Consider the following 21088-nt stretch of genomic DNA (forward strand, 5'->3'; position numbering starts at 1 on the left):
ATAAATCTTAATCATATAAACGGTAAATTCCAGTAAAGCGCTCACAGCCTTTTTGTGTTGTCGTCACAGACAAAATTGCTTTTTGGAAATTAAGCACATATTTACAGTCATGTTCATTGTCTAAAATTTGATTCTTTTTTTCAGGCGTGGTGTAAGCCAACAATGAGACAATTTGACTATCTTTACGGTTATTGGGATTTCGGTAGGCGATGCCTTCAACTTTAATCCGATCTTTAGTCAGTTGATGGATTTGTAAATGGGCGGGTTGCTTCGAAATTTTACCATGTTCATATTTGATGAAATGTTGGGTTAAGCTTTGATTCATTGAGGTGTAAAAATTTAAGTCTTCTAGGCGAATATCGAACTGTTGTTTAAAACAATCGTTGCTTTTACATTGACTTAAACGGTTGAGCCACAAACGATGTGTATCATTGATTAAGCGTATTGGTGCATCTGTGACCAGATATGCAGTGAGATAGCTCTCATTTAATTGAGCGCGTAGTTCACTATACTGCGAACCACATAACTTTTTTAAAAGTGATGAATCTTGATGCTTACAGTCAAGAGGCAGGGCGTAAACAGCTGATGTACTGATACAGCTCAAAATGAGACCAGACAAGAGTGTTTTAATTTGATTAAATTCTGTATTCAACAGCATGATCGCTTATACTTTCACAATGTTTGCATACGTACTATAGCGAAAGAGAAAGTACGAATACAAGATTTTTAAATTTTAAAAACTGCAAAAGGAGCTAAGAATGATCATACCGATTCGTATTGGGCAGGGAATGGATGTACATGCTTTTGAAGAAGGTGATTTTGTAACTTTGGCAGGCATTCAAATTCCACATACGCATGGTTTAAAAGCACATTCTGATGGTGATGTCGTGTTACACGCATTATGTGATGCTTTATTGGGTGCATTGGCTTTAGGGGATATTGGACAACATTTCCCAGATACAGATGCTGAATTTAAAGGTGCGGATAGCCGTAAACTTTTAAAACATGTTTATCAATTAATTTTAGACCGTGGTTATAAATTAAATAATGCTGATATTACTGTGGCATGTGAACGGCCTAAATTAGCCAAACACAATTTGGAAATGCGTCAAAGTATTGCAGATGTGTTAGATGTTGATGTGACTCAAATTAGCGTTAAAGCAACAACCACAGAGAAATTGGGCTTTACTGGTCGTCAGGAAGGTATTTTATCCACTGTTACAGTGTTAATTTCACATTTAGCAAAATAATTATTTTTATAGTTTAGAAATCTTACTTATCTATCTACTGAGAAATATTGATGCGGTGGTAGATAAGTTTTGATGTTTTCTGATTTTAAAGCGCTATAGTCAAATTTTAGCTACAAAAAAAGCCCTTTAAAGGGCTCTTTTCACATGCAAAAATTAGTTAGCTAACGCTTTAACTTGTGCATTCAAGCGGCTCTTGTGACGAGCAGCTTTGTTTTTATGGATGATACCTTTATCCGCCATACGGTCAATAACTGGAACTGCAGCTTTATAAGCTTCAGTTGCGGCAGCATATTCACCAGTAGCGATAGCAGCGATTGTGCGTTTGATATAAGTACGTACCATTGAACGCAAGCTTGCGTTGTGTTTACGTGCTTTAACGTTTTGACGAGCACGTTTTTTTGCTTGAGCAGAGTTTGCCACTCGTGCACTCCTTGAATTAGATGGGTCTGGGCGGGCTGAAACCACATCTGAAAACCACATCAGAGGATTATCACCAGCCCGTAAACAAGTGCCATATTGTGATTAAAGAGGCCAGTAAAGTCAAGTGTTGACATGCTTTGACAACATTTTTGTTGAAGAAAAATTTGAAATAAAACGTTAGATTAGTAATAAATCTAGGAGATTGTTTAAAAAATGACTAATTCGATAAAAAATGCGATTGTGATTGGAGCAACAGGTTTAGTGGGGCAGCGTCTCATTGAACAGCTCGATTTATTGACTGATTGTGAAAAAATTACAGTTGTTGTGCGACGAGAAAATCCCGACTTTTCAAAATTTAAAAAAGTTGAACAATTTGTATTGGATGATTTCCTTCTACTCAATGATCAAGATGTCAGCGGTTACACTCATGCATTCAGTTGTTTGGGAACGACCATTAAAAAGGCAGGTTCTAAAGAAGCTTTCTATAATATTGATTTTGAGATCAATGCGCATTTTGCAGATTTATTTGAAATGACTGAAACTCATTTACTTTTAGTCAGTGCGATGGGGGCAAAAGCCAGCTCGCCAATTTTTTATAATCAAGTGAAAGGTGAACTTGAGGACTATATACAAAAGTTGAACTTATATCGTTTTTCTATTATTCGCCCATCGTTACTCCTTGGTGAACGAAATGAAAAGCGATTCTTGGAAGACGTAACGCAAAAGCTGTATGGTAAATTTTCGCATTTGGTACCCAATTCTTTTAAATATAAGCCAGTGACAGCACAACAAGTGGCTCATACTATGGTCGAGGCTGCTCAAACACAAACTCAAAAAATTGAAATTTATGATAATTTGCGTATACAAAATAGCAAATAATGGAGTGATAACGTGACTACAGTACCTTTTGTAACTTGTGATTTATTAGATGATCATCCAGACCAAGACATCCAAACCTTGATTCCATCTCTAGATGGCAAGTTTTTTAGAAGTTATGGGGCGCGTAAAACCTTTGGTGGTCAAATCGTGACAGTCAAGTGTTTTGAAGATAACTCACGAGTGAAAGAGTTACTTGCTACAGATGGAACAGGCAAGGTTTTGGTTGTCGATGGTGGAGCATCCATGCGTTGTGCCTTGATGGGTGACATGATTGCAGAGTCAGCGGTTAAGCATCACTGGAATGGTGTAGTGATTTACGGCTGTGTACGTGATGTAGATGCACTAGTTGAACTTGATCTAGGTGTCCATGCATTGGCTTCAATTCCACAAAAAAGCAATCGTAAAGGCATAGGTGAGGTCGATATTCCTGTGTATTTTGGTAGTGTCACTTTCAATTCTGGTGAATATATCTATGCAGATAACAATGGCATTGTGGTTTCAAAAGAAAAATTAGTGGATTTATAAAAAGCTTTATTTAAGCGAAAACAATCATCTAGGGGGTATGAAATGGTGCATCATCAAATTAAAGTTGTACAAGCTTTGGCTTCATCACTGACTGAGGGAGGCCGTGGTGTAACAGGAACTCCGTTTCCAAACCAGCCAGAAAAGGCTTTAAAGTTATATGAGTTTGAAGGTTCACCATTTTGCCGCCGTGTACGAGAAGTAATGACCTTGCTCAATTTGGATTATGAAGTCTATCCATGCCCTAAAGGTGGGACTAAATATCGTCAGGTTGTAAAAGAAAAAGGGGGGAAATTACGTTTTCCGTATTTCATTGATGAAAATACGGGAACAGCAATGTACGAATCGCAAAAGATTGTTGATTACTTATTTAAGCATTATGGTAAAACAGGCAAAACACCAAAGAAATATTCTCATTATCCTAAATACCCAACGGTTGCTATGGTGGGAACCATTATTAATGGTGCACGCGGGGTTTGGGTTAATAAAAAAAGTGTTGATCGTGCAAGTCCAGCGCAATTATTGGAATTATGGGGGTTTGAAGCAAGTCCTTATACACGTGTTGTACGTGCTGTGTTAACTGAATTAGAAATTCCATTTATTTTTCATAATGTGGCGAAAGAGTGTTGGCAAGATCTAGGCCCAGCAGTTTTACGTTTAAAACCCGGTAAATATGTTCCTTTGGTCGGTGGCAAACGTGAAAAAATTATTCCAGTTATGGGCCGCGCAAAGCAAGACATTCAAGTGCCTTATTTAGAAGATCCAAATACAGGTGAAAAACTCTTTGAGTCAGCAGCAATCGTATCTTATTTACAGAAACAATATGGTTAACTCTATGTGTTAAAAGCACCTAACATAGGTGCTTTTAATTGAAGGATAAATGTGGGTTTACAAGAAAATTATCTTGAATATCGAAATCATATAAATACTTTAAAGGCTGACCAAGGCTATATAAAGTATATTTTGAAAATTCAGCAGGTTGTGCATCAACGGCAGTTGGTATCTTGTATGAGTGATTCAAAATGGCTCAAACTTCTGCATGTAATGACAGACTTAGATTTTCCACCTGCATTTATTGTCAAATTGGTGACAGAAAATAAAGATCTACAAGCTGAAGATCAATTTGTGAAGAAAATTCCGTGGTATTTGGGTGATTGGCATCCTTTCTATCACGATGCTATGCCTGTATTTATTGCAATTGAATATTTAATGGTAAAGCCTATGCTGAGCAAACCGAGAGGAAGACTGATCAGTGATTTGATTTTAGATCAAACAGATCAATTTCGTACTTTGTTGCAGCATTTGAATATTATGTTTGATGAAAAAAACAGTTGTTTTAAAATTTATGCTTATTACTCAAAGTAATTTTAAAAATAATGACAATAGAGGTGTCTGAACAAATTAGTCAAAACTGATTGCCTTAATCATTTTTCGCAACATTTCTATGCATATAAATATTGTGAATTAGTGGATTGTTAACGATAAAAACTTAAGCTTTAAAACAGCCTATGTTAGATTGTAACCAATAGAATATTTTGAGATAAATTATGACTTCAACTCGAATTCAACCTGTTATGAATCGTCCAGGGGAAAATGCCTTATTTATTGTTTTAGGATTAAGGCTTGGGGCTGAAGTAATAGATACAGTAATCGATTTTGCAGCAAATTTTTCAGCATTAACACGTAGTTTAACCAACCGTTATCCAGATGCACAATTTAGTGCGGTTATGGGATTTGGGGCAAATGCGTGGGAGCGTTTATTTCCTGATCAGGCTAAACCACAAGAATTAGAACAGTTTAAAGAAATTAAAGGGCCAAAATATACGGCTGTTTCAACAGAAGGCGATTTGTTTTTCCATATTCGTGCTGATCGTCAAGCGTTGTGTTTTGAAATGGCCGATATGATCAATACGCAATTAAAAGCCGTAAGTTATCCAGTGGATGAAGTGAATGGTTTTCGATATTTTGACGGTAGAGCGATTATTGGCTTTGTTGATGGGACAGAAAACCCAGAGCCTGAAATTGCAGCTGAATATGCACTGGTGGGTGATGAAGATCCAGACTTTAAAGGTGGCAGTTATGCATTTATTCAAAAATATATGCATGATATGGACAAGTGGCGTGCGCTCAGTGATGAAGAACAAGAAAAAGTCATCGGACGTAAAAAGTTTAATGATGTTGAGTTGAGTGATGACGTAAAGCCTAAAACAGCACACAATGTAGTGAGTAAGGCGCATGATGCGGATGGCAATGAAATTAAAATCATGCGTGCAAATATGCCGTTTTCAAATCCATCTAAAAATGAATATGGCACCTTCTTTATTGGTTATGCACGCAAATTTAGTGTGACCCGACAAATGTTAGAGCATATGTTTCAAGGTGATGAAGAGGGTAATTTAGATCGGTTATTAGATTTTAGTACAGCAGTGACAGGAACCTTATTCTTTGTGCCTACTGTCGATTTCTTAGATGATTTAGGTGACGAATAACGCTAATGGTTTATGTTCAGGTAAATGGTCGTTTTAAAACGGCCTTTTACTGCGAAATTTTGTCATCTTTGTTATGATGAATCTCTGATTTAATTGAGTTTTAATGATGTTTGATAAAATTACAGCATTATTTAAGGGCAATAAAAATGGTCCTGAACAAGTTTTTCTACAAGAAAATAATATTCAAATTGATGCTGAGCATGGTTTTATCGTAGATGGTATTGTTTTAAATCGTGAGTTATCTGAACGGCTGGAATACTTTTCTAACCGAAAACTCGATAATTTTGATGATTTAAAGGCTTTGTTCTATAAAACAATTTTGATCAATGAAAAGATTGATTTAGAAATCGCGACAAACAACTATGTGCAAAGGCTTGGCAATACAGAAGAAAATTTAAAACAATTTAAAGAAATTATTCGAAAACTGAATGCCTACTACAAAGAATTTAAAAGAGAAAGATAAATTAAACAGCTCTAAAAAGTCGTGAAAATAGCAAGAGGTATAGGAGGCTGATTTGTTGTGTTTACCTTTAATGCTGCTACTTTACTTGAGTGTTGACTTTAACTAGAGACACATCAAAATACGTTAGTTATGAATGTTTAGCAGATGTTAAGTGCAGAATTGATGCAACTTTTGATTTTGAAATCAATGAATTATAAAATTTGAAATAAAAATTTAGCTGAATTTTATTTCCATAACAATATTTTAATTGAAATTATCAAATTCAGATGATATTGATATTCTCACTAGATAAAACTAATTTTAAAAACAATGAGATACTATGATTTTTATAGATAAAGTATTGAAAATAATAACAGAGCAAAGCGAAGATCAATTTCAACTTAGATTAAACAAATCTGAAGGTTTAGGTTTGCTGACAACAAGAACAGGACAAAATTTTCTGATTTTGGATAGTGAAGATTATTGGTTTGATTTCATACTTGATAAATACCCTGCAAAATATAAATGTGAGTGTAAAAACGAATGGTTTAGAGTTAATTTTAGATATATTTATCGTGAATTTCACAATGATATCCAATTCGTAAAATTGAATGTGGAATGTACGTATTGTTTGAAACATACTGAGCCCCTTATTATTGAGATTCAATATTCACCAACACAGCATCTAATTTCACAACCAATTAAGTATTGTGCAAATCCGAAGTTAAAAACCAAAACTGAATGTTTAAGTTTGTATTGGAACAAAACTGATTTATTGAATTTTCTATATTACTGCAATGAAAAACTTAATTTAAAAATTTCAGTTTGGTTCTGGAATGGTCAGAAGAGAATACTCAGTGAAATAATTCCAAACAAAAACTCTGTGTATACGGATTATGCTGAACTTGAACAATATTTGGAAATTTACATACATTCTCATGAAATTAAAATTAAAGATTTTATTGAATATCAGAATGATGAAGTTGGTGTAATTATGCATGAACATCTCTGGCGGAAACATGATATTTTTAATATTCAAGCGCCATTTCATTCAATAGGTCTAGCTGGTGAAAATGGAGGCTATACAATGAATTATTCTTTATCATTTATTCAAAATGGAACGGTTATTGTTAAACCAATCGTTTATGCACACTATGTAGATTCTATCATCATTTATTTATCCAGACACTACCATTCGCGGAGAGGGAAAAATTGCTTTGACCATGAAGGTTTATTTTTTGATTGTTAAAAGAGTAGGAAACGGATGGGAAAATGTTAATTGTAAAAAATTGGGCTGAAATTGCCGAACAAGCCAAAGAGTTTATTCAATTTTTACAAGGTGATAATTTTTTTAGTCAGCCTTATACATCGGATAAAGATTATTTTGTCATCACGGACATTAGCTTGGCAATGAGCTTTGCAACAGATAATAGTTGGGAGAAATTTACAGACTGGGAAACCGTAGTTGATTCACAGTTTCCAGAAGATTTTGATTGGGAATTAAATTCAAGAATTGACTCTAAATTAGAGGTCAATAATTATTATGATTTATTCACAAAAAATTTAAATGGATTACTTGAAAAGTTGACAACATTTGATGGAATAGGAATAGCGCACGAATTAATCATGCATGATATAGGTTATATTTTTAATTGTTATGCAAATGGTTATTTCCCATCGATTTGGCAAGAGATTTTGCAAGTTTACTATGCTGGTGGGTTACCTTGTGGCTGGAATGGATTTTATCCTGATGGAAAAATGGTCGTATTTAGTCAACAGCCAAATAAATAGAACAAACAAAATCACTGAACTCAACAAAGTCATCATGTTAAACTATGGCTCATGTCTTTTAGACCTTATGCGATTATGTTTAAACAAGAAATCTCTGACCTCAATTTAAAACAACTGAAAGCTGGCGAAAAACGTTGGATTGGCACAATGCTAGGTTCATCTGCAGCCTTATTGTTTAAGGAGATCGCAGAGAAATCGGATCAGCTCTTTGTATTGGTTGCAAAAAATAATCAGCACTTGGGACAGTTGGAAAGTGAATTAGAATTTTATGGGGTAAAACCAACAATATTTCCAGACTGGGAGATATTGCCATATGATCGTTTATCTCCGCACCAAGATATTGTCTCTGAAAGACTGTCGATACTTTCCAATATGCCACAAAAAGGTATTTTATTGGTCTCTGCAACTACCTTGGCACAACGTGTTGCCCCTACATCATGGGTGTTGGGTGAGCATTTTGATATCCGCGTTGGTCAGAAATTCGCATTAGAACAACAAAAATTAAAACTGGTTCAGGCGGGTTATCATCTGGTTGATACCGTTTATGACCATGGTGAGTTTGCAGTACGTGGTAGCATCATGGATATTTATGCCTCTGGGCAAAATGCGCCTATCCGTATTGATTTATTTGATGATGAAATAGACAGTTTAAAATTCTTTGACCCTGAAACCCAAAGAACAACAACAAAGTTAGAGCGTTTTACCGTACTTCCTGCAAAAGAATTTCCGTTAAAAGAAGCACGTTCAACATTTCGTGATCGTTATGCAGAAAGTTTTCCAACTGCAAATCCCAAGAAAAACCCAATTTATCAAGATGTGTTAGAAGGCATTGCTTCTCCAGGATTAGATTTCTACTTCCCATTATTCTTTTCACAGCAAGCCATGCAAACACAAAGTTGTTTGGTATCGTACTTACCAAGCAATGCGATTGTCATTACAGATAAGCACATTGACGAAGGATTGTTGAGTTTTTGGACAGATGTGATGCGTCGTTACGAAGACCGACGCCATAATGCTGATCAACCGCTATTACCACCTGAAGAAATTTTTATACAACCGAATCAACTGTTTGAGTATTTAAATCAATTTTCAAGAATTATTGCCTCAACAGAAGCCATTGAATTAAAAGCAGGCTGTATCAATTTGTCGGTTGAATTGCCGCCACGATTGCCTGTAGACCCTAAACAAGACCAACCATTTAAAGCAGTGAAGCAGTATGTGGATGAGGCTAATCATCCTGTATTACTGGTGGCTGAAAGTGCTGGACGCCGTGAAACTTTAAAAGATGCTTTACGTGCAAGTTTAGGTGAAATTCCAGTTGTTGAAGGTTTTGCTGTATTTCAGCAATCTAATTTCTCTGTCGCGATTACCAATGCGCCTTTGGATCGTGGATTGGTCATCAGCAATGATCTATCGGTTATTTCTGAAAACCAATTGTATGAACACCGTGTAGTACAGCGCCGCAGAAAACGTCAACAAGAGGTTTCAGAAGAGTTTCTGATCCGAAGTCTGACGGAACTCAATATTGGTGCGCCAGTGGTGCATATTGATCATGGCGTTGGGCGTTATGCAGGTTTAGTCACCTTAAATATTGATGAACAAGACTATGAGTTTCTGCAATTAAACTATGCAGATGATGCAAAAGTGTATGTTCCTGTGACCAATCTACACCTGATTAGCCGTTTTAGTGGAGGTGATCCTGATTTAGCGCCATTACATAAATTGGGTACAGATGCATGGAATAAAGCAAAACGTAAAGCGCTTGAACAGATTCATGATGTGGCAGCTGAATTACTACATATCCAAGCACGTCGTCAGTCGAAACCCGGGATTAGCTTTGAGCTGGATCAAAGTGCATATATGCAATTTTCCAGTGGTTTTGCTTATGAGGAAACATTGGATCAGGCCAATGCCATCGAAGCGACCTTATATGATATGCAACAAGCCAAACCAATGGATCGATTGGTTTGTGGTGATGTTGGCTTTGGTAAAACGGAAGTGGCGATGCGCGCGGCATTTGTTGCTGTTCAAAATAATAGGCAAGTGGCTGTTTTAGTCCCTACCACCTTATTGGCGCAACAACATTTTGAATCATTTAAAGATCGCTTTGCCGATTGGCCAATTCGTATAGAGGTACTTTCGCGTTTTGGAACCAATAAAAGTCATACCAAAACCATTGATGATTTAATCGATGGTAAAGTTGATATTGTCATCGGCACACATAAAATTCTTCAGGAAAATGTGCAGTTTAAAAACTTAGGTCTAATGATTGTTGATGAAGAACATCGTTTTGGGGTACGTGATAAAGAGCGTATCAAAGCCATGCGTGCAGATGTTGATATGTTAACCTTAACTGCAACACCAATTCCTCGTACCTTGAATATGGCTTTTGGCGGAATGCGTGATCTTTCAATTATTGCTACACCGCCAGCACGTCGTTTAGCTGTCAAAACTTTTGTCAATGAACAAACCAATGAAACCATGAAAGAGGCAATTCTGCGAGAATTGTTACGTGGTGGTCAGGTTTATATCTTGCACAATGAAGTAGATACCATAGAACGCGCTGCAGAAAATATTCGTCAACTTGTACCAGAGGCACGTGTCGCGGTTGCGCATGGTCAAATGCGTGAACGTGAACTTGAGCAAATCATGCAACAGTTCTATCACAAAGAATTTAACGTACTGGTCTGTTCAACAATTATTGAAACGGGGATTGATGTTCCTAATGCCAATACGATTATTATTGAACGTGCAGACAAACTCGGCCTAGCACAATTACATCAATTACGTGGTCGTGTTGGACGTTCCCATCATCAAGCCTATGCATATTTGATGGTGCCATCGATTAAAGGCCTTAAAGGTGATGCCGAAAAACGTTTAGATGCCATTCAAAGAGCTTCAAATCTTGGCGCTGGCTTTATGCTGGCTACGGAAGACTTAGAGATTCGTGGTGCGGGTGAACTACTGGGTGAACAACAAAGTGGTTCAATGAATGCAATTGGCTATAGCTTATATATGGAAATGTTAGCCAAAGCGACCAAAGCAATTCAACAGGGCAAGACGCCTAATTTTGATACACCACTTTCACTTACTTCTGAAATTACCCTGCATATGCCTGCTTTGATCCCAGATGAATATTTGGGAGATGTACATCAGCGTCTTATGTTCTATAAACGTATTAGTAATACTGATACTCAGGATAAACTTGATAATATCCGTATGGAGCTGATTGATCGCTTTGGTGTGCCGCCATTACCAGTAAAACAACTGTTTAGTGTTCATCAAATTCGGGTTAAGGCCGAAGCCTTAGAAATTACCAAAATTGATATTGGGGCTAATGGTGGGGTGATCGAATTTTCACCTGATACACCTGTGCAAGCGATCAGTATTATTCAGCTCATGCAGAAGCATCCAACTTGGTTCCGTATGGAAGGTGGACAACGTTTAAAAGTGATGGTGATGCTTGAAGAAAATGACAAGCGAATTCAGTTTATTCAGGATTTGTTAAACAATTTACTGACAGAATTAAAGCGTTAATTTATCAGGATTTTGAGCTTAAAAAATGCTCAATTTGAGATTAAAAGTGCTTATGAATTTTTTCAGGTAAATCACTTGAAAAAATTCTGTGATTCTTTAAAGTGTAATTGTGATCAGGTTCAAAACAAACTGTGTTTATTTGTACCAAAACACAAGATAACCAATATTCACACGAAAACCGATGTGTTAGTATTAGCCATCCTTTTAATTTTGCGTCATTTATAAAGATATGTTTAGTTTGCATCCACAACTTGCTCAAGATACTTTTTTTGTAGGCGATTTTCCGCTTTCAACATGTCGTTTAATGAATGATATGCAATTTCCGTGGTTGATTCTTATTCCACGTGTTCCTGGTATCACTGAGTTATATGAACTAAGTCAAGCTGACCAAGAGCAGTTTTTACGTGAATCAAGCTGGTTATCTAGTCAGCTTTCTCGTGTTTTTCGTGCAGATAAAATGAATGTCGCTGCACTTGGAAATATGGTTCCGCAATTACATTTTCATCATGTAGTTCGTTATCAGAATGATGTAGCTTGGCCTAAACCTGTATTTGGCCTGCAAGCAGTTCCTTATAGCAATGAAGTATTAGCACATATGCGTCAAACACTGATGTTGGCGTTACGTGGTCAAGGTGAGATGCCATTCGATTGGCGTATGGATTAAGTGTAAACAGCACAAGGGAAGTGTTTAATAAAATGACATTCGAGGTAAAATATTTTGCCATTTGAACGTATGTTAGATAAAGAACCAAAGCAATTTGAAATATTCCAGCGCTTTATGGGGTATTTGATTATTGCTTTGGTGGTCATGGTTTATTATTTCACCTCCCCAATTGCAAATTATCAATTTTATGTTCCTTTTTTTATAGGCTTTATTTTTATTGTTAGCCCGAAGTTATCGCGCTGGCTAGAATATTCATATGGCTCTAAGATTCGGAAAAACATCTATTTTTTAATTGATGTTATCGTTGTTTCTACCGCATTGGCTGCCGTACATTTAAGCCTCGTAGTAACTTTTGTCTTGTTATTTGCACTGATCTATACGGCGATTAACAATAAAATTTCTTTTATGATGGGCTCTTTGGCAATTTTAGTTGCCTTTGTTGTGTTTTATACCAATATTATTTTTATTTTTGGTTTTTATGATTATTTTCAGCAAACCAGCCCTGAGCTATCAGTCCTGTCTTTTATTAGCATCATCTTGTTTGTAAATATCGGAAATTATTATCAAAATCGCCGTATCAAAACTGTAGAAATCAAGAAAAACACCTATTTCAATGAAATGAATCGCTATATTGAGTTGTCAAATCAACTTAGTCGTTATGCGCCATTACAGCTTTGGCAAGCGATCATGCGTGGTGATACGGAAGCCAAGATTGAATATAAACGTAAAAAGATGACAGTTTTCTTTTCTGATATTCAAGGATTTACAGAATTATCAGAAACTTTGATTCCAGATGATTTGGCCTTTGTATTAAATGACTATTTAAGTCATATGACTGAAATTGCCAAACAATATGGTGCAACCATTGATAAATTTATGGGTGATGCAATCCTGATTTTCTTTGGTGATCCAGACTCACAGGGTGTGGAACAGGATGCGAAAAACTGTATTGATATGTCGATTGCAATGCGCCAGCAGATGAAATTTCTCCGTGAACGTTGGGTGAAAATGGGCTATGCACCTTTACATATTCGTATGGGGGTAAGTACAGGTTATTGCCACGTTGGAAACTATGGTGCTGTACATCGTATGGCGTATACCATTGTGGGTCGTGATGCCAATTTAGCAGCGCGTTTGCAATATGCTGCAGATATCGATGAAATTTTGGTTTCAGATGAGACCTATAAGCTGATTAAAAACGATTATCTTTGTGCACCCAAAACCCCGATTGAACTGAAAGGGATTCAAGGTAAGGTGCGCACTTGGCAAGTGATGGAAAAATACTCTGCAACCAAGAATGAAAATCAACAATGGTTTGATTATGAGTATAAAGGCTTCCACTTGGTGCTGAATTTAGAAGAAGTGCAAAACTTTGAATATCCAGAGTTGGTGGAAGTATTAGAAAAAATGGTGGAACGGATTAAGGTTCAGCAAAAACTTACCAACTCTCAAGGTGTTGCAAAGCTTAATATTGAAGACGAAGTCAACTCAAATTATTTGTAAAATCCTTAAATATTAAATCAAATACCTAAGCCATTAAAAAACCACTCATAAAGAGTGGTTTTTTTTGCCTATATGAAAAGCAACTTAGTGGTTTTCAGAAGCATGGTTAATCGTATACTTTGGAATTTCAACTTCCATATCTTCATCAGTGATTTTAACTTGGCAAGATAGACGCGAATCGGGTTCTAAGCCCCAAGCGCGATCGAGTAAATCGGCTTCAATATCATCCATCTCTTCGAGCTCATCAAAGCCTTTGCGTACAATCACATGGCAAGTGGTGCATGCTTTAGACATGTCACAGGCATGTTCGATTTTAATACCATTATCGAGCAAGCTTTGGCACAGATTGGCGTTTGGTTCAACTTCAAACTCAGCACCATTTGGACAAATTGTTGCATGAGGTAGTACTTTAATACGTGGCATAGTCGTTACCTTAAATTAGTTTGAGTTAGACCAATCATCAAGTTTGGTGCCTTTCAGTGCATGATCAATATGTTGATTCATGCGTTCTGCTGCAAAGGCATCGCTATAAGTTTTTAACTGTTCAACAGCATGCTCAATCGATTTGATATCGTTTGTTTCAAGCTGGGCTTTTAAAGCTTCAGCGGCTTGGTTGAGCGCAGTCAGTTGTTCAGTACTGAGCAGGTTGGAGTCGACCTTTAACGCCTGTGTTAAGGCTTCAAGTTCACGCTGTGCTTCAACTTTAGTTTCATTGAGATGGCGAAGATTTTTATCTTCTTCAGCGAATTTATAACCTTCTAAAAGCAAGCGTTCAGTATCGGTCTCAGACAATCCATAAGAAGGTTTAATGTCGATTTGCGCATTGACCCCTGATGTGGTTTCTTTGGCTGAAACAGTAAGCAGGCCATCTGCATCGACCTGAAAAGTGACTTCAATACGTGCCTGACCCGCGGTCATTGGTGGGATACCATGTAATACAAAACGACCTAAGCTGCGGCAATGCTCAACTAAGTCGCGTTCGCCTTGCAAGACATGGATCAACATGGCCGTTTGACCATCTTGATAGGTGGTGAACTCTTGACGGCGTGCAACAGGAATGGCTGTATTACGTGAAATTAAACGTTCAACCAAACCGCCCATGGTTTCTAGACCAAGTGATAGCGGGGTAACATCTAACAGTAATGAACCATCTTTAGAATTTCCAATGAGTTGATTCGCAGTGATCGCAGCGCCAATCGCCACAACTTCATCAGGATTGATGGTACAAAGCGGCTCTTGCTTAAATACTTCACGCACCACTTTCTGTACAGCATAAGAGCGGGTTGAGCCACCAACAAGAACTACATTTTGAATATCATCGAGTTCAAGTTTTGCATCACGCATGACACGTTTACATACATTGATCGTCTTATCTAATGCCACTTGAATGATTTCTTCAAATGTCGTGCGATCTAGCGTGAGGTGATGTGTCAGAACTTTAATATCAACAGAGGTAGCATCACTGAGTGCTTCTTTGGCTTTACGCGCAGAAACGATAAAGTGCGCATATTCTGCATCATCTAAAGTTTCAATATTCAGTTGTTTTTTTGCCCATTTAACAATAAGGCGATCTAAGTCATCGCCACCCAGTGCGGTATGACCGCCTGTAGCTAAAACTTCAAACACACCTTGAGAAAAGCGTAAAATAGACACATCAAATGTACCGCCACCTAAATCATAAATGACATAGTTGCGATCTGTTGTTAGATTGCTCTCTTGATCTAAGCCATATGCAACAGCCGCAGCGGTAGGTTCATTGAGTAAGCGTAATATATTTAAACCTGCGAGTTCAGCTGCATCGCGTGTAGCTTGGCGTTGCGCTTCATCAAAGTAGGCTGGAACCGTAATCACAGCGCCATTCACCGGATTGCTTAAGCTTTGTTCAGCGCGATCTTTCAGTTGTTTTAAAATTTCTGCAGAGATTTCTACAGGTGTTTTACGACCTTGCGCTGTTTCAAATGCTGGCATTTCATTATCAGCACCTGCAAGCGTGTAAGGGTGTTGAAATTTAACATCTGCTTTAGAGCGGCCCATAAAGCGTTTAACAGAAACAATGGTATTTTTAGGGTCAGCAGTAATAAACGGTTTTGCTGCATCGCCATATTCGGTCGAATTTTTAGAATAATGTACAATAGAAGGAAGTAACACGCGACCTTGCTCATCGTTCAGTACTTTGGCTTTGCCTGATAATACCGTAGCAACAAGAGAATGGGTTGTCCCTAAGTCGATACCAATCGCAATACGGTGTTCGTGTGGCGCACTTGATTGTCCTGGTTCAGCAATTTGCAAGAGTGCCATTTGTCACATCCTTAAAATAAAAACTAAAAACAAATTCGGTAAAACATATAATGAAAGTTAAAATTTAGAAATCATCATCTAAACTAAAATCTTCATCATCTAAAAGCTGATCTTCGGCTTTATCAATATCATTCATGACTTTTTGAAAGAATCGTAACTTGCGCACCGTGTCGCGTGCTTCAGCCCAATCTTCATCCTCAAAATCAATTTTGAATTCACGAACTAAGCCATCAATCCATTGTTGGACTTCTTTTTTTAAAGAATGCAATTGTTCAGTATTGGTTGCTTCATCAAGCTGCTCACGAATTTCTAAAGCAGATTGTAAGAACTCAAAATCACTAATTGATTGATCTAAGTGATGATCTTGCTTTTTGAGTGACAGTAGATAAGCAGCACGACTGTCTACATTGGATAAAGCTTTATATGCCTGATTAATTTCACTTGATTTAATCAAAGCTTTGTCTTTATCTTCAGCTTTATCAGGATGATATTGCTGTTGTAGTTTTAGGAAATTAGCTTTTAATGTCGCTAAATCAATATCGAGTGCTTCCGGGAGATCGAACAACTCAAAATGACTCATGGGAGATACTCATCCACGATGTTTTACAGGAAAACGGTGTAATTAAATGTGATTAAAACAGTGCAAGACACTGTTTTAACATGAGAAAAAGCAGGGCACATTATACAGTGAAAGATTCACCGCAGCCACATTCACCTTTTTTATTTGGGTTATTAAACTCGAAGCCTTCATTGAGACCATTTTTAACATAGTCCATTTCCATACCATCGAGATAAACCAAACTTTTTGGATCTACAAAAACTTTTACACCAAACTGCTCGAACATTTGATCATGAGTGTCGATATCATCAACAAACTCAAGTACATAAGCTAAGCCAGAACAGCCTGAAGTTTTCACACCAAGACGAATACCTTCACCCTTACCGCGATTCTTTAAGTAATTGCTGATATGAGTTGCAGCATTTTCAGTTAGATTGATCATGAAAACTCCGTTAAAAAATCATCTGCTAAATTTGACGAACAGATATTAGGCTTTAGTTTTCTTGCTACGGTAATCTTCAACAGCAGCTTTAATTGCATCTTCTGCAAGTACAGAACAGTGTACTTTTACAGGAGGAAGTGCAAGTTCAGTTGCGATGTCGATATTCTTAATCGCCTGTGCTTCGTCAAGCGTTTTACCTTTTAACCATTCGGTTACGAGTGAACTAGACGCAATTGCAGAGCCACAGCCATAAGTCTTAAAGCGGGCTTCTTCAATTACACCACTGTCATTCACTTGGATTTGTAAACGCATTACATCGCCACATGCAGGTGCACCCACCATACCTGTACCAACATTTTCTGCATTTTTATCCAAAACACCAACATTACGAGGATTTTCGTAATGATCTATTACTTTTTCGCTATAAGCCATGTTGCTTCTCCAAACCTCGGGGTCAGCGTTGATAATATGTATTTCTACAATCTAATTTGGTGGCATTTTACTGATTTTCAATAAAATGCCGCGTTTTGATTTCAAGGAACTTAGTGTTCAGCCCATTCAACTGAATTTAAGTCGATCCCTTCTTTGTACATATCCCAAAGCGGAGAAAGCTCACGCAATTTCTCAACAGCAGCTTTAGTAATCTTAATTACATGATCAATGTCTTCTTCAGTCGTATAGTGACCAAAGCTAAAACGAATTGAACTATGTGCTAACTCGTCAGAAAGACCGAGGGCACGAAGTACGTAAGAAGGTTCAAGTGTTGCAGATGTACATGCTGAACCAGAAGATACAGCAGCATCTTTTAACGCCATCATCAATGATTCACCTTCAACAAAGTTGAAGCTAACATTTAAGTAGTTTGCAACATTGTATACAGGGTGGCCATTTAAGAAGACTTGTTCTAAATCTTGTAAACCGTTCCAAAGTTTGTCACGGAGTACACGTAAACGTGTTTGTTCAGCTTGTAAAGATTTGCCAGCAAGCTCAAATGCTTCACCCATACCGACAATTTGATGGGTTGCAAGTGTACCTGAGCGCATACCACGTTCATGACCACCGCCATGAATTTGTGCTTTGATACGAACACGTGGGCTACGGCGTACAAATAAAGCACCAATGCCTTTAGGTCCATAAACCTTATGACCTGAGAAGCTCATCAAATCAACTTTCATGGTAGAAAGATCGATTTCAACTTTACCTGCAGCTTGTGCAGCATCTACATGGAAATAGGTTTTATTGGCACGTGTTAACTCACCAATTGCAGCAACATCTGTCACAGTACCAATTTCATTGTTCACCATCATCAATGAAACAAGTAACGTATCTGGACGAAGTTCAGCTTGAACCATTTCTGGGGTAATTAAACCAGTTTTAGGTTCAGGTTCAAGATAGGTAATCTCAAAACCTTCTTCTTCTAATTCACGACAAGTATCTAAAATTGCTTTATGTTCAATTTTACTTGTGATGATGTGTTTGCGTTTAGAACCGTAAAACTGAGCAACACCTTTAAGGGCAAGGTTATCAGATTCAGTAGCACCAGAAGTCCAGACAATTTCGCGTGGATCAGCTTTTACTAAATTTGCGACTTGTTCACGTGCATATTCAACTTTTTCTTCAGCTTGCCATCCATAAGCATGTGAGCGAGAAGCAGCATTACCGAATGTACCATCAAAGGTTAAACACTCCATCATGCGTTCTGCTACTTGAGGATCAACAGGCGTAGTTGCTGCATAGTCAAGATAAATCGGACGTTTCATGTCAAATACCTGTAACCGATAAAAGGGCTGAATCAAGAGGTGCTGAATTTTGGCGAACCGCAACGGTTTGTACGTTGTCACGAGCTACTAAATCCGCAAGGGTGATTTTAGCTAAATAATCGGCAATATGGAGAGAGAGTTCTTGCCATAAATCGTGAGTTAAACACATTGCACCATTTTGGCAGTTGCCTTTGTGGTCACAACGAGTCGCATCAACAGTTTCATTTACAGCTTCAATAATTTCTAAGACAGTAATTTCTTCAGCATGGCGCGCTAAGTGATAACCGCCATTTGCTCCACGAACACTTGAAACTAAGCCATGACGTTTAAGTTTAGCGAACAATTGTTCAAGATAAGCGACAGATATCGTTTGGCGGGTTGCAATTTCTGCAAGCGTAATCGTTTGTTCAGGTGGCTGCAATGCTAAGTCAAGTAGTGCAGTCACTGCATAGCGACCGCGAGTAGTTAGGCGCATGATTCGATACACATGTTTTAGACTAGATGTATGAATTTTATGAATCCTGACTAAAATAGTCAAGTATTTTTAAGTTTAATTCTGACTAATTTAGTCAGAATTTATTACTTGAACAAAAATTACTGGAAAATTTCAATTTTTGTTCAAGTTTTATGAAAATATTTGCCAAAGATTATACACGACTAATGCCATAAATAGAAAGCCCAATACGCCTAAAGCCGTATATAAACGTTGTTGATTGAGCTGCAAGCGTTTAACACGATTTTGATATTGTTTCACTTCAACTTGGAGTGTGTTGATCTTAGAGCGTTGCTGATCAATCTTTTCAAGCAAAGGGGCAATGCGTTTTTTTGATGCTTTAGTCTGGCTGTCATCATCTGGATTTGTTAACCATTGCTTCCAGTCTGAAAGCAATTTAGGTGCAGTTAAGTGTACAACCAGATCACGAAACTGTTCCTTGAGCAGGTTATCGCCCTCCAGACGCATTTTTTTCATGCTACGACGATTAGCAAAGACAAAAATTTGGATGAGATCGATGAGTGTGCTACTCACAGAAAGGTCAATGGCTTTTTCTGGAGGCTGTAAATCAAAAAGAATACCACGATCTGTAAATTGAACATAAAAGTCAAAATAAGGAATATAACTATTCATTTTAATTGTAATCTGCTGTCCGACGAATTTTTTTGCCTGTAAGCGAACAACACGATCATGTTTTAATACGAAAGAATAAATGGTTTCCAATATAATCATGACAATGTTTAGCAACAAACGAGAATGACCTTGCTTTTGTTGCGATTCATTCATAAAAAATTCCTATAGCAAAACAGAGAGTCCGATCTCTAAATAAATTTGAAACAATCTCATCCATGACTTGAAACACAATATTTCCACAATGATATAAAAATTATCTTAATAACCATTGTCGAATTGCCAAGTGTTCCTTAACATTAAAACAATTACTTTGCTTTGTAGAACAGTTTAGCAAAAGGTTCAATAGTTTTATTTGATAATATAGCAATATTTTCTACATAATTTGGTCATATAGGTCATTACACGCTGGAGTTTGGGGTAAATGGAGCAAGATATGAAAAAGAGCAACAAAGAACAAACGGATCTTTATGAAGATCAAAATGAATTTGATGAATCTCAAATAAAGCCTAGAAATCATAAAAAGTCAGCATTAGATTTCAGAAAATATACAAAACAAATCTGGTTGGCAGGGTTGGGAGCGTTCTCCAGAGCCGAAGAAGAAGGCAATAAACTCTTTGATTCTCTAGTCAAGGTGGGTGAGGAGCTTGAATCCAAGACAGTTGAAGTCACAGATCAGACAGTCAATAAAGTCACTGAAAAAACCAAAGAGTCAGTTGCAGAAACCAAAGACAAGGTTGAAAAACTCTTAGATCAGCGTGTAAATCATTCATTAAACAGAATTGGTTTAGTGACTGCTAAAGATCTTCAGCATTTGGAAAACTTGATCCTGCAACTCCACAATAAGGTCGATGCATTGGCTGAAGAGAACCAAAACTTACGCGACCAATTGCTAAAAAAAATGAAATAATGACCTTTAATCCAAAAAAATCGTAAATTTTAGTCGTAATTTTTGTGAAAAGCGTGTTTGGAGTCTTGCGTTTCCCCCCAAAGCATTGCTATAAAGTCGTCATGGCCTTTGATCTACAGCCTTGGAACTTAAACAAACGATATAAGAGGACGTAATCTTCATGAATAAATCAGAATTAATCGATGCGATTGCAGAAAAAGGGGGATTGTCAAAGTCCGATGCTGGTAAAGCATTAGATGCGACTATTGCTTCAATTGGTGAAGCGCTTAAAAAAGGCGACACAGTGACTTTAGTCGGCTTTGGCACATTTAGTGTTAAAGACCGTGCTGCTCGTACTGGTCGTAACCCTAAAACTGGTGAAGAGCTTCAGATTAAAGCAAGCAAAGTACCTAGCTTTAAAGCTGGTAAAGGCTTAAAAGACTCAGTAGCTTAATCTGAGCTTGTTAAAAGCGCGCCTTTGTGGCGCGTTTTTTATGAAATATATTAAATTATCAGTGAT

At 37.3% G+C, this 21088-nt stretch carries 24 protein-coding genes; 14 read left to right on the forward strand and 10 right to left on the reverse strand.

The features are described 5' to 3' along the window. Nucleotides 1-7: 7 nt before the first annotated feature. Nucleotides 8-658, reverse strand: coding sequence for an A1S_1983 family putative colistin resistance protein (locus AS4_RS10130; RefSeq protein WP_004720662.1), 651 nt, complete (start codon nt 656-658; stop codon nt 8-10). 100 nt (nt 659-758) lie between these two features. Here AS4_RS10130 and ispF point away from each other — a divergent pair, with 100 nt between their 5' ends. Beyond that, on the forward strand, nt 759-1250 hold the full coding sequence (gene ispF, locus AS4_RS10135; RefSeq protein WP_096734053.1) for a 2-C-methyl-D-erythritol 2,4-cyclodiphosphate synthase: 492 nt from the start codon (nt 759-761) through the stop codon (nt 1248-1250). Between the two features lie 153 nt (nt 1251-1403). Here the strand turns inward: ispF and rpsT are convergent, their stop codons facing one another. Then, the gene (rpsT, locus tag AS4_RS10140) at nt 1404-1670 is read right to left on the reverse strand and encodes a 30S ribosomal protein S20 (RefSeq protein WP_004720657.1); all 267 of its coding nucleotides are present in this window, start codon (nt 1668-1670) and stop codon (nt 1404-1406) included. Nucleotides 1671-1883: 213 nt separating this feature from the next. Between rpsT and AS4_RS10145 the strand changes: the two genes are divergently transcribed. The 11 genes from AS4_RS10145 (at nt 1884) to AS4_RS10195 (ending at nt 13497) form a co-directional block, all read left to right on the forward strand. Beyond that, a complete protein-coding gene (locus AS4_RS10145) occupies nt 1884-2549 on the forward strand; it encodes a Rossmann-fold NAD(P)-binding domain-containing protein (RefSeq protein ID WP_004720655.1) in 666 nt (221 codons plus the stop codon). Nucleotides 2550-2561: 12 nt separating this feature from the next. Next, complete coding sequence (rraA, locus tag AS4_RS10150; RefSeq protein WP_004720654.1) at nt 2562-3074, forward strand: ribonuclease E activity regulator RraA; 513 nt, start codon at nt 2562-2564, stop codon at nt 3072-3074. Between the two features lie 42 nt (nt 3075-3116). Continuing rightward, nucleotides 3117-3902 (forward strand): glutathione S-transferase N-terminal domain-containing protein, encoded by a 786-nt coding sequence (locus AS4_RS10155; protein ID WP_096734054.1) that lies wholly within the window; start codon nt 3117-3119, stop codon nt 3900-3902. Between the two features lie 150 nt (nt 3903-4052). After that, nucleotides 4053-4436, forward strand: coding sequence for a DUF6678 family protein (locus AS4_RS10160; RefSeq protein WP_319922702.1), 384 nt, complete (start codon nt 4053-4055; stop codon nt 4434-4436). A 182-nt stretch (nt 4437-4618) separates the two neighbouring features. Beyond that, entirely contained in the window at nt 4619-5560 is a 942-nt protein-coding gene (locus AS4_RS10165; RefSeq protein WP_004720648.1) for a Dyp-type peroxidase, read from the forward strand. Nucleotides 5561-5666: 106 nt separating this feature from the next. Beyond that, the gene (locus AS4_RS10170) at nt 5667-6023 is read left to right on the forward strand and encodes a hypothetical protein (RefSeq protein ID WP_096734056.1); all 357 of its coding nucleotides are present in this window, start codon (nt 5667-5669) and stop codon (nt 6021-6023) included. Between the two features lie 319 nt (nt 6024-6342). Then, entirely contained in the window at nt 6343-7251 is a 909-nt protein-coding gene (locus tag AS4_RS10175; protein ID WP_096734057.1) for a hypothetical protein, read from the forward strand. 23 nt (nt 7252-7274) lie between these two features. Beyond that, nucleotides 7275-7793 (forward strand): hypothetical protein, encoded by a 519-nt coding sequence (locus AS4_RS10180; protein ID WP_096734058.1) that lies wholly within the window; start codon nt 7275-7277, stop codon nt 7791-7793. A gap of 75 nt (nt 7794-7868) precedes the next feature. Continuing rightward, nucleotides 7869-11330, forward strand: coding sequence for a transcription-repair coupling factor (gene mfd / locus AS4_RS10185; RefSeq protein ID WP_096734059.1), 3462 nt, complete (start codon nt 7869-7871; stop codon nt 11328-11330). A 229-nt stretch (nt 11331-11559) separates the two neighbouring features. Next, nucleotides 11560-11994 (forward strand): HIT domain-containing protein, encoded by a 435-nt coding sequence (locus tag AS4_RS10190; protein ID WP_004720642.1) that lies wholly within the window; start codon nt 11560-11562, stop codon nt 11992-11994. Between the two features lie 54 nt (nt 11995-12048). Then, a complete protein-coding gene (locus AS4_RS10195; RefSeq protein WP_096734060.1) occupies nt 12049-13497 on the forward strand; it encodes an adenylate/guanylate cyclase domain-containing protein in 1449 nt (482 codons plus the stop codon). Nucleotides 13498-13581: 84 nt separating this feature from the next. Here AS4_RS10195 and fdx read toward each other — a convergent pair whose 3' ends face one another. The 8 genes from fdx to AS4_RS10235 all read right to left on the reverse strand — a co-directional run bounded on the left by fdx (nt 13582) and on the right by AS4_RS10235 (nt 19835). Beyond that, nucleotides 13582-13920 (reverse strand): ISC system 2Fe-2S type ferredoxin, encoded by a 339-nt coding sequence (gene fdx / locus AS4_RS10200; RefSeq protein WP_004720638.1) that lies wholly within the window; start codon nt 13918-13920, stop codon nt 13582-13584. A gap of 15 nt (nt 13921-13935) precedes the next feature. Beyond that, a complete protein-coding gene (gene hscA / locus AS4_RS10205; RefSeq protein WP_004720636.1) occupies nt 13936-15795 on the reverse strand; it encodes a Fe-S protein assembly chaperone HscA in 1860 nt (619 codons plus the stop codon). Between the two features lie 64 nt (nt 15796-15859). Then, nucleotides 15860-16375, reverse strand: coding sequence for a Fe-S protein assembly co-chaperone HscB (hscB, locus tag AS4_RS10210; RefSeq protein ID WP_004720634.1), 516 nt, complete (start codon nt 16373-16375; stop codon nt 15860-15862). Between the two features lie 100 nt (nt 16376-16475). Continuing rightward, on the reverse strand, nt 16476-16796 hold the full coding sequence (gene iscA, locus AS4_RS10215; protein ID WP_034610390.1) for an iron-sulfur cluster assembly protein IscA: 321 nt from the start codon (nt 16794-16796) through the stop codon (nt 16476-16478). A gap of 45 nt (nt 16797-16841) precedes the next feature. Next, nucleotides 16842-17228, reverse strand: a complete 387-nt coding sequence (gene iscU, locus AS4_RS10220) for a Fe-S cluster assembly scaffold IscU (protein ID WP_004720629.1) — start codon at nt 17226-17228, stop codon at nt 16842-16844. Between the two features lie 110 nt (nt 17229-17338). Then, nucleotides 17339-18556: an IscS subfamily cysteine desulfurase gene (locus AS4_RS10225; RefSeq protein ID WP_004720627.1), complete on the reverse strand. Its 1218-nt coding sequence runs from the start codon at nt 18554-18556 to the stop codon at nt 17339-17341. Nucleotide 18557: 1 nt separating this feature from the next. Continuing rightward, complete coding sequence (locus AS4_RS10230) at nt 18558-19031, reverse strand: Rrf2 family transcriptional regulator (protein WP_004720625.1); 474 nt, start codon at nt 19029-19031, stop codon at nt 18558-18560. Nucleotides 19032-19181: 150 nt separating this feature from the next. Continuing rightward, nucleotides 19182-19835, reverse strand: coding sequence for a hypothetical protein (locus AS4_RS10235; protein ID WP_096734061.1), 654 nt, complete (start codon nt 19833-19835; stop codon nt 19182-19184). 268 nt (nt 19836-20103) lie between these two features. Between AS4_RS10235 and AS4_RS10240 the strand changes: the two genes are divergently transcribed. Continuing rightward, a complete protein-coding gene (locus tag AS4_RS10240) occupies nt 20104-20589 on the forward strand; it encodes a phasin family protein (RefSeq protein WP_004821389.1) in 486 nt (161 codons plus the stop codon). A gap of 160 nt (nt 20590-20749) precedes the next feature. Further along, nucleotides 20750-21022 (forward strand): HU family DNA-binding protein, encoded by a 273-nt coding sequence (locus AS4_RS10245; protein ID WP_004720620.1) that lies wholly within the window; start codon nt 20750-20752, stop codon nt 21020-21022. Nucleotides 21023-21088: the final 66 nt, after the last annotated feature.

The organism is Acinetobacter guillouiae (genome assembly GCF_002370525.2).
Taxonomy (GTDB): domain Bacteria; phylum Pseudomonadota; class Gammaproteobacteria; order Pseudomonadales; family Moraxellaceae; genus Acinetobacter; species Acinetobacter guillouiae.

Bases quoted from the DNA above. Each gene is read 5' to 3' on its own strand.
- AS4_RS10155 (WP_096734054.1), top strand. From the start codon at position 3,117: ATGGTGCATCATCAAATTAAAGTTGTACAAGCTTTGGCTTCATCACTG.
- AS4_RS10165 (WP_004720648.1), top strand. From the start codon at position 4,619: ATGACTTCAACTCGAATTCAACCTGTTATGAATCGTCCAGGGGAAAAT.
- fdx (WP_004720638.1), bottom strand. From the start codon at position 13,920: ATGCCACGTATTAAAGTACTACCTCATGCAACAATTTGTCCAAATGGT.
- AS4_RS10180 (WP_096734058.1), top strand. From the start codon at position 7,275: ATGTTAATTGTAAAAAATTGGGCTGAAATTGCCGAACAAGCCAAAGAG.
- AS4_RS10240 (WP_004821389.1), top strand. From the start codon at position 20,104: ATGGAGCAAGATATGAAAAAGAGCAACAAAGAACAAACGGATCTTTAT.
- iscU (WP_004720629.1), bottom strand. From the start codon at position 17,228: ATGGCTTATAGCGAAAAAGTAATAGATCATTACGAAAATCCTCGTAAT.
- hscB (WP_004720634.1), bottom strand. From the start codon at position 16,375: ATGAGTCATTTTGAGTTGTTCGATCTCCCGGAAGCACTCGATATTGAT.
- AS4_RS10235 (WP_096734061.1), bottom strand. From the start codon at position 19,835: ATGAATGAATCGCAACAAAAGCAAGGTCATTCTCGTTTGTTGCTAAAC.
- AS4_RS10175 (WP_096734057.1), top strand. From the start codon at position 6,343: ATGATTTTTATAGATAAAGTATTGAAAATAATAACAGAGCAAAGCGAA.
- AS4_RS10170 (WP_096734056.1), top strand. From the start codon at position 5,667: ATGTTTGATAAAATTACAGCATTATTTAAGGGCAATAAAAATGGTCCT.
- AS4_RS10145 (WP_004720655.1), top strand. From the start codon at position 1,884: ATGACTAATTCGATAAAAAATGCGATTGTGATTGGAGCAACAGGTTTA.
- ispF (WP_096734053.1), top strand. From the start codon at position 759: ATGATCATACCGATTCGTATTGGGCAGGGAATGGATGTACATGCTTTT.
- AS4_RS10130 (WP_004720662.1), bottom strand. From the start codon at position 658: ATGCTGTTGAATACAGAATTTAATCAAATTAAAACACTCTTGTCTGGT.
- AS4_RS10245 (WP_004720620.1), top strand. From the start codon at position 20,750: ATGAATAAATCAGAATTAATCGATGCGATTGCAGAAAAAGGGGGATTG.
- AS4_RS10225 (WP_004720627.1), bottom strand. From the start codon at position 18,556: ATGAAACGTCCGATTTATCTTGACTATGCAGCAACTACGCCTGTTGAT.
- AS4_RS10230 (WP_004720625.1), bottom strand. From the start codon at position 19,031: ATGCGCCTAACTACTCGCGGTCGCTATGCAGTGACTGCACTACTTGAC.
- hscA (WP_004720636.1), bottom strand. From the start codon at position 15,795: ATGGCACTCTTGCAAATTGCTGAACCAGGACAATCAAGTGCGCCACAC.
- AS4_RS10190 (WP_004720642.1), top strand. From the start codon at position 11,560: ATGTTTAGTTTGCATCCACAACTTGCTCAAGATACTTTTTTTGTAGGC.
- iscA (WP_034610390.1), bottom strand. From the start codon at position 16,796: ATGATCAATCTAACTGAAAATGCTGCAACTCATATCAGCAATTACTTA.
- mfd (WP_096734059.1), top strand. From the start codon at position 7,869: ATGTTTAAACAAGAAATCTCTGACCTCAATTTAAAACAACTGAAAGCT.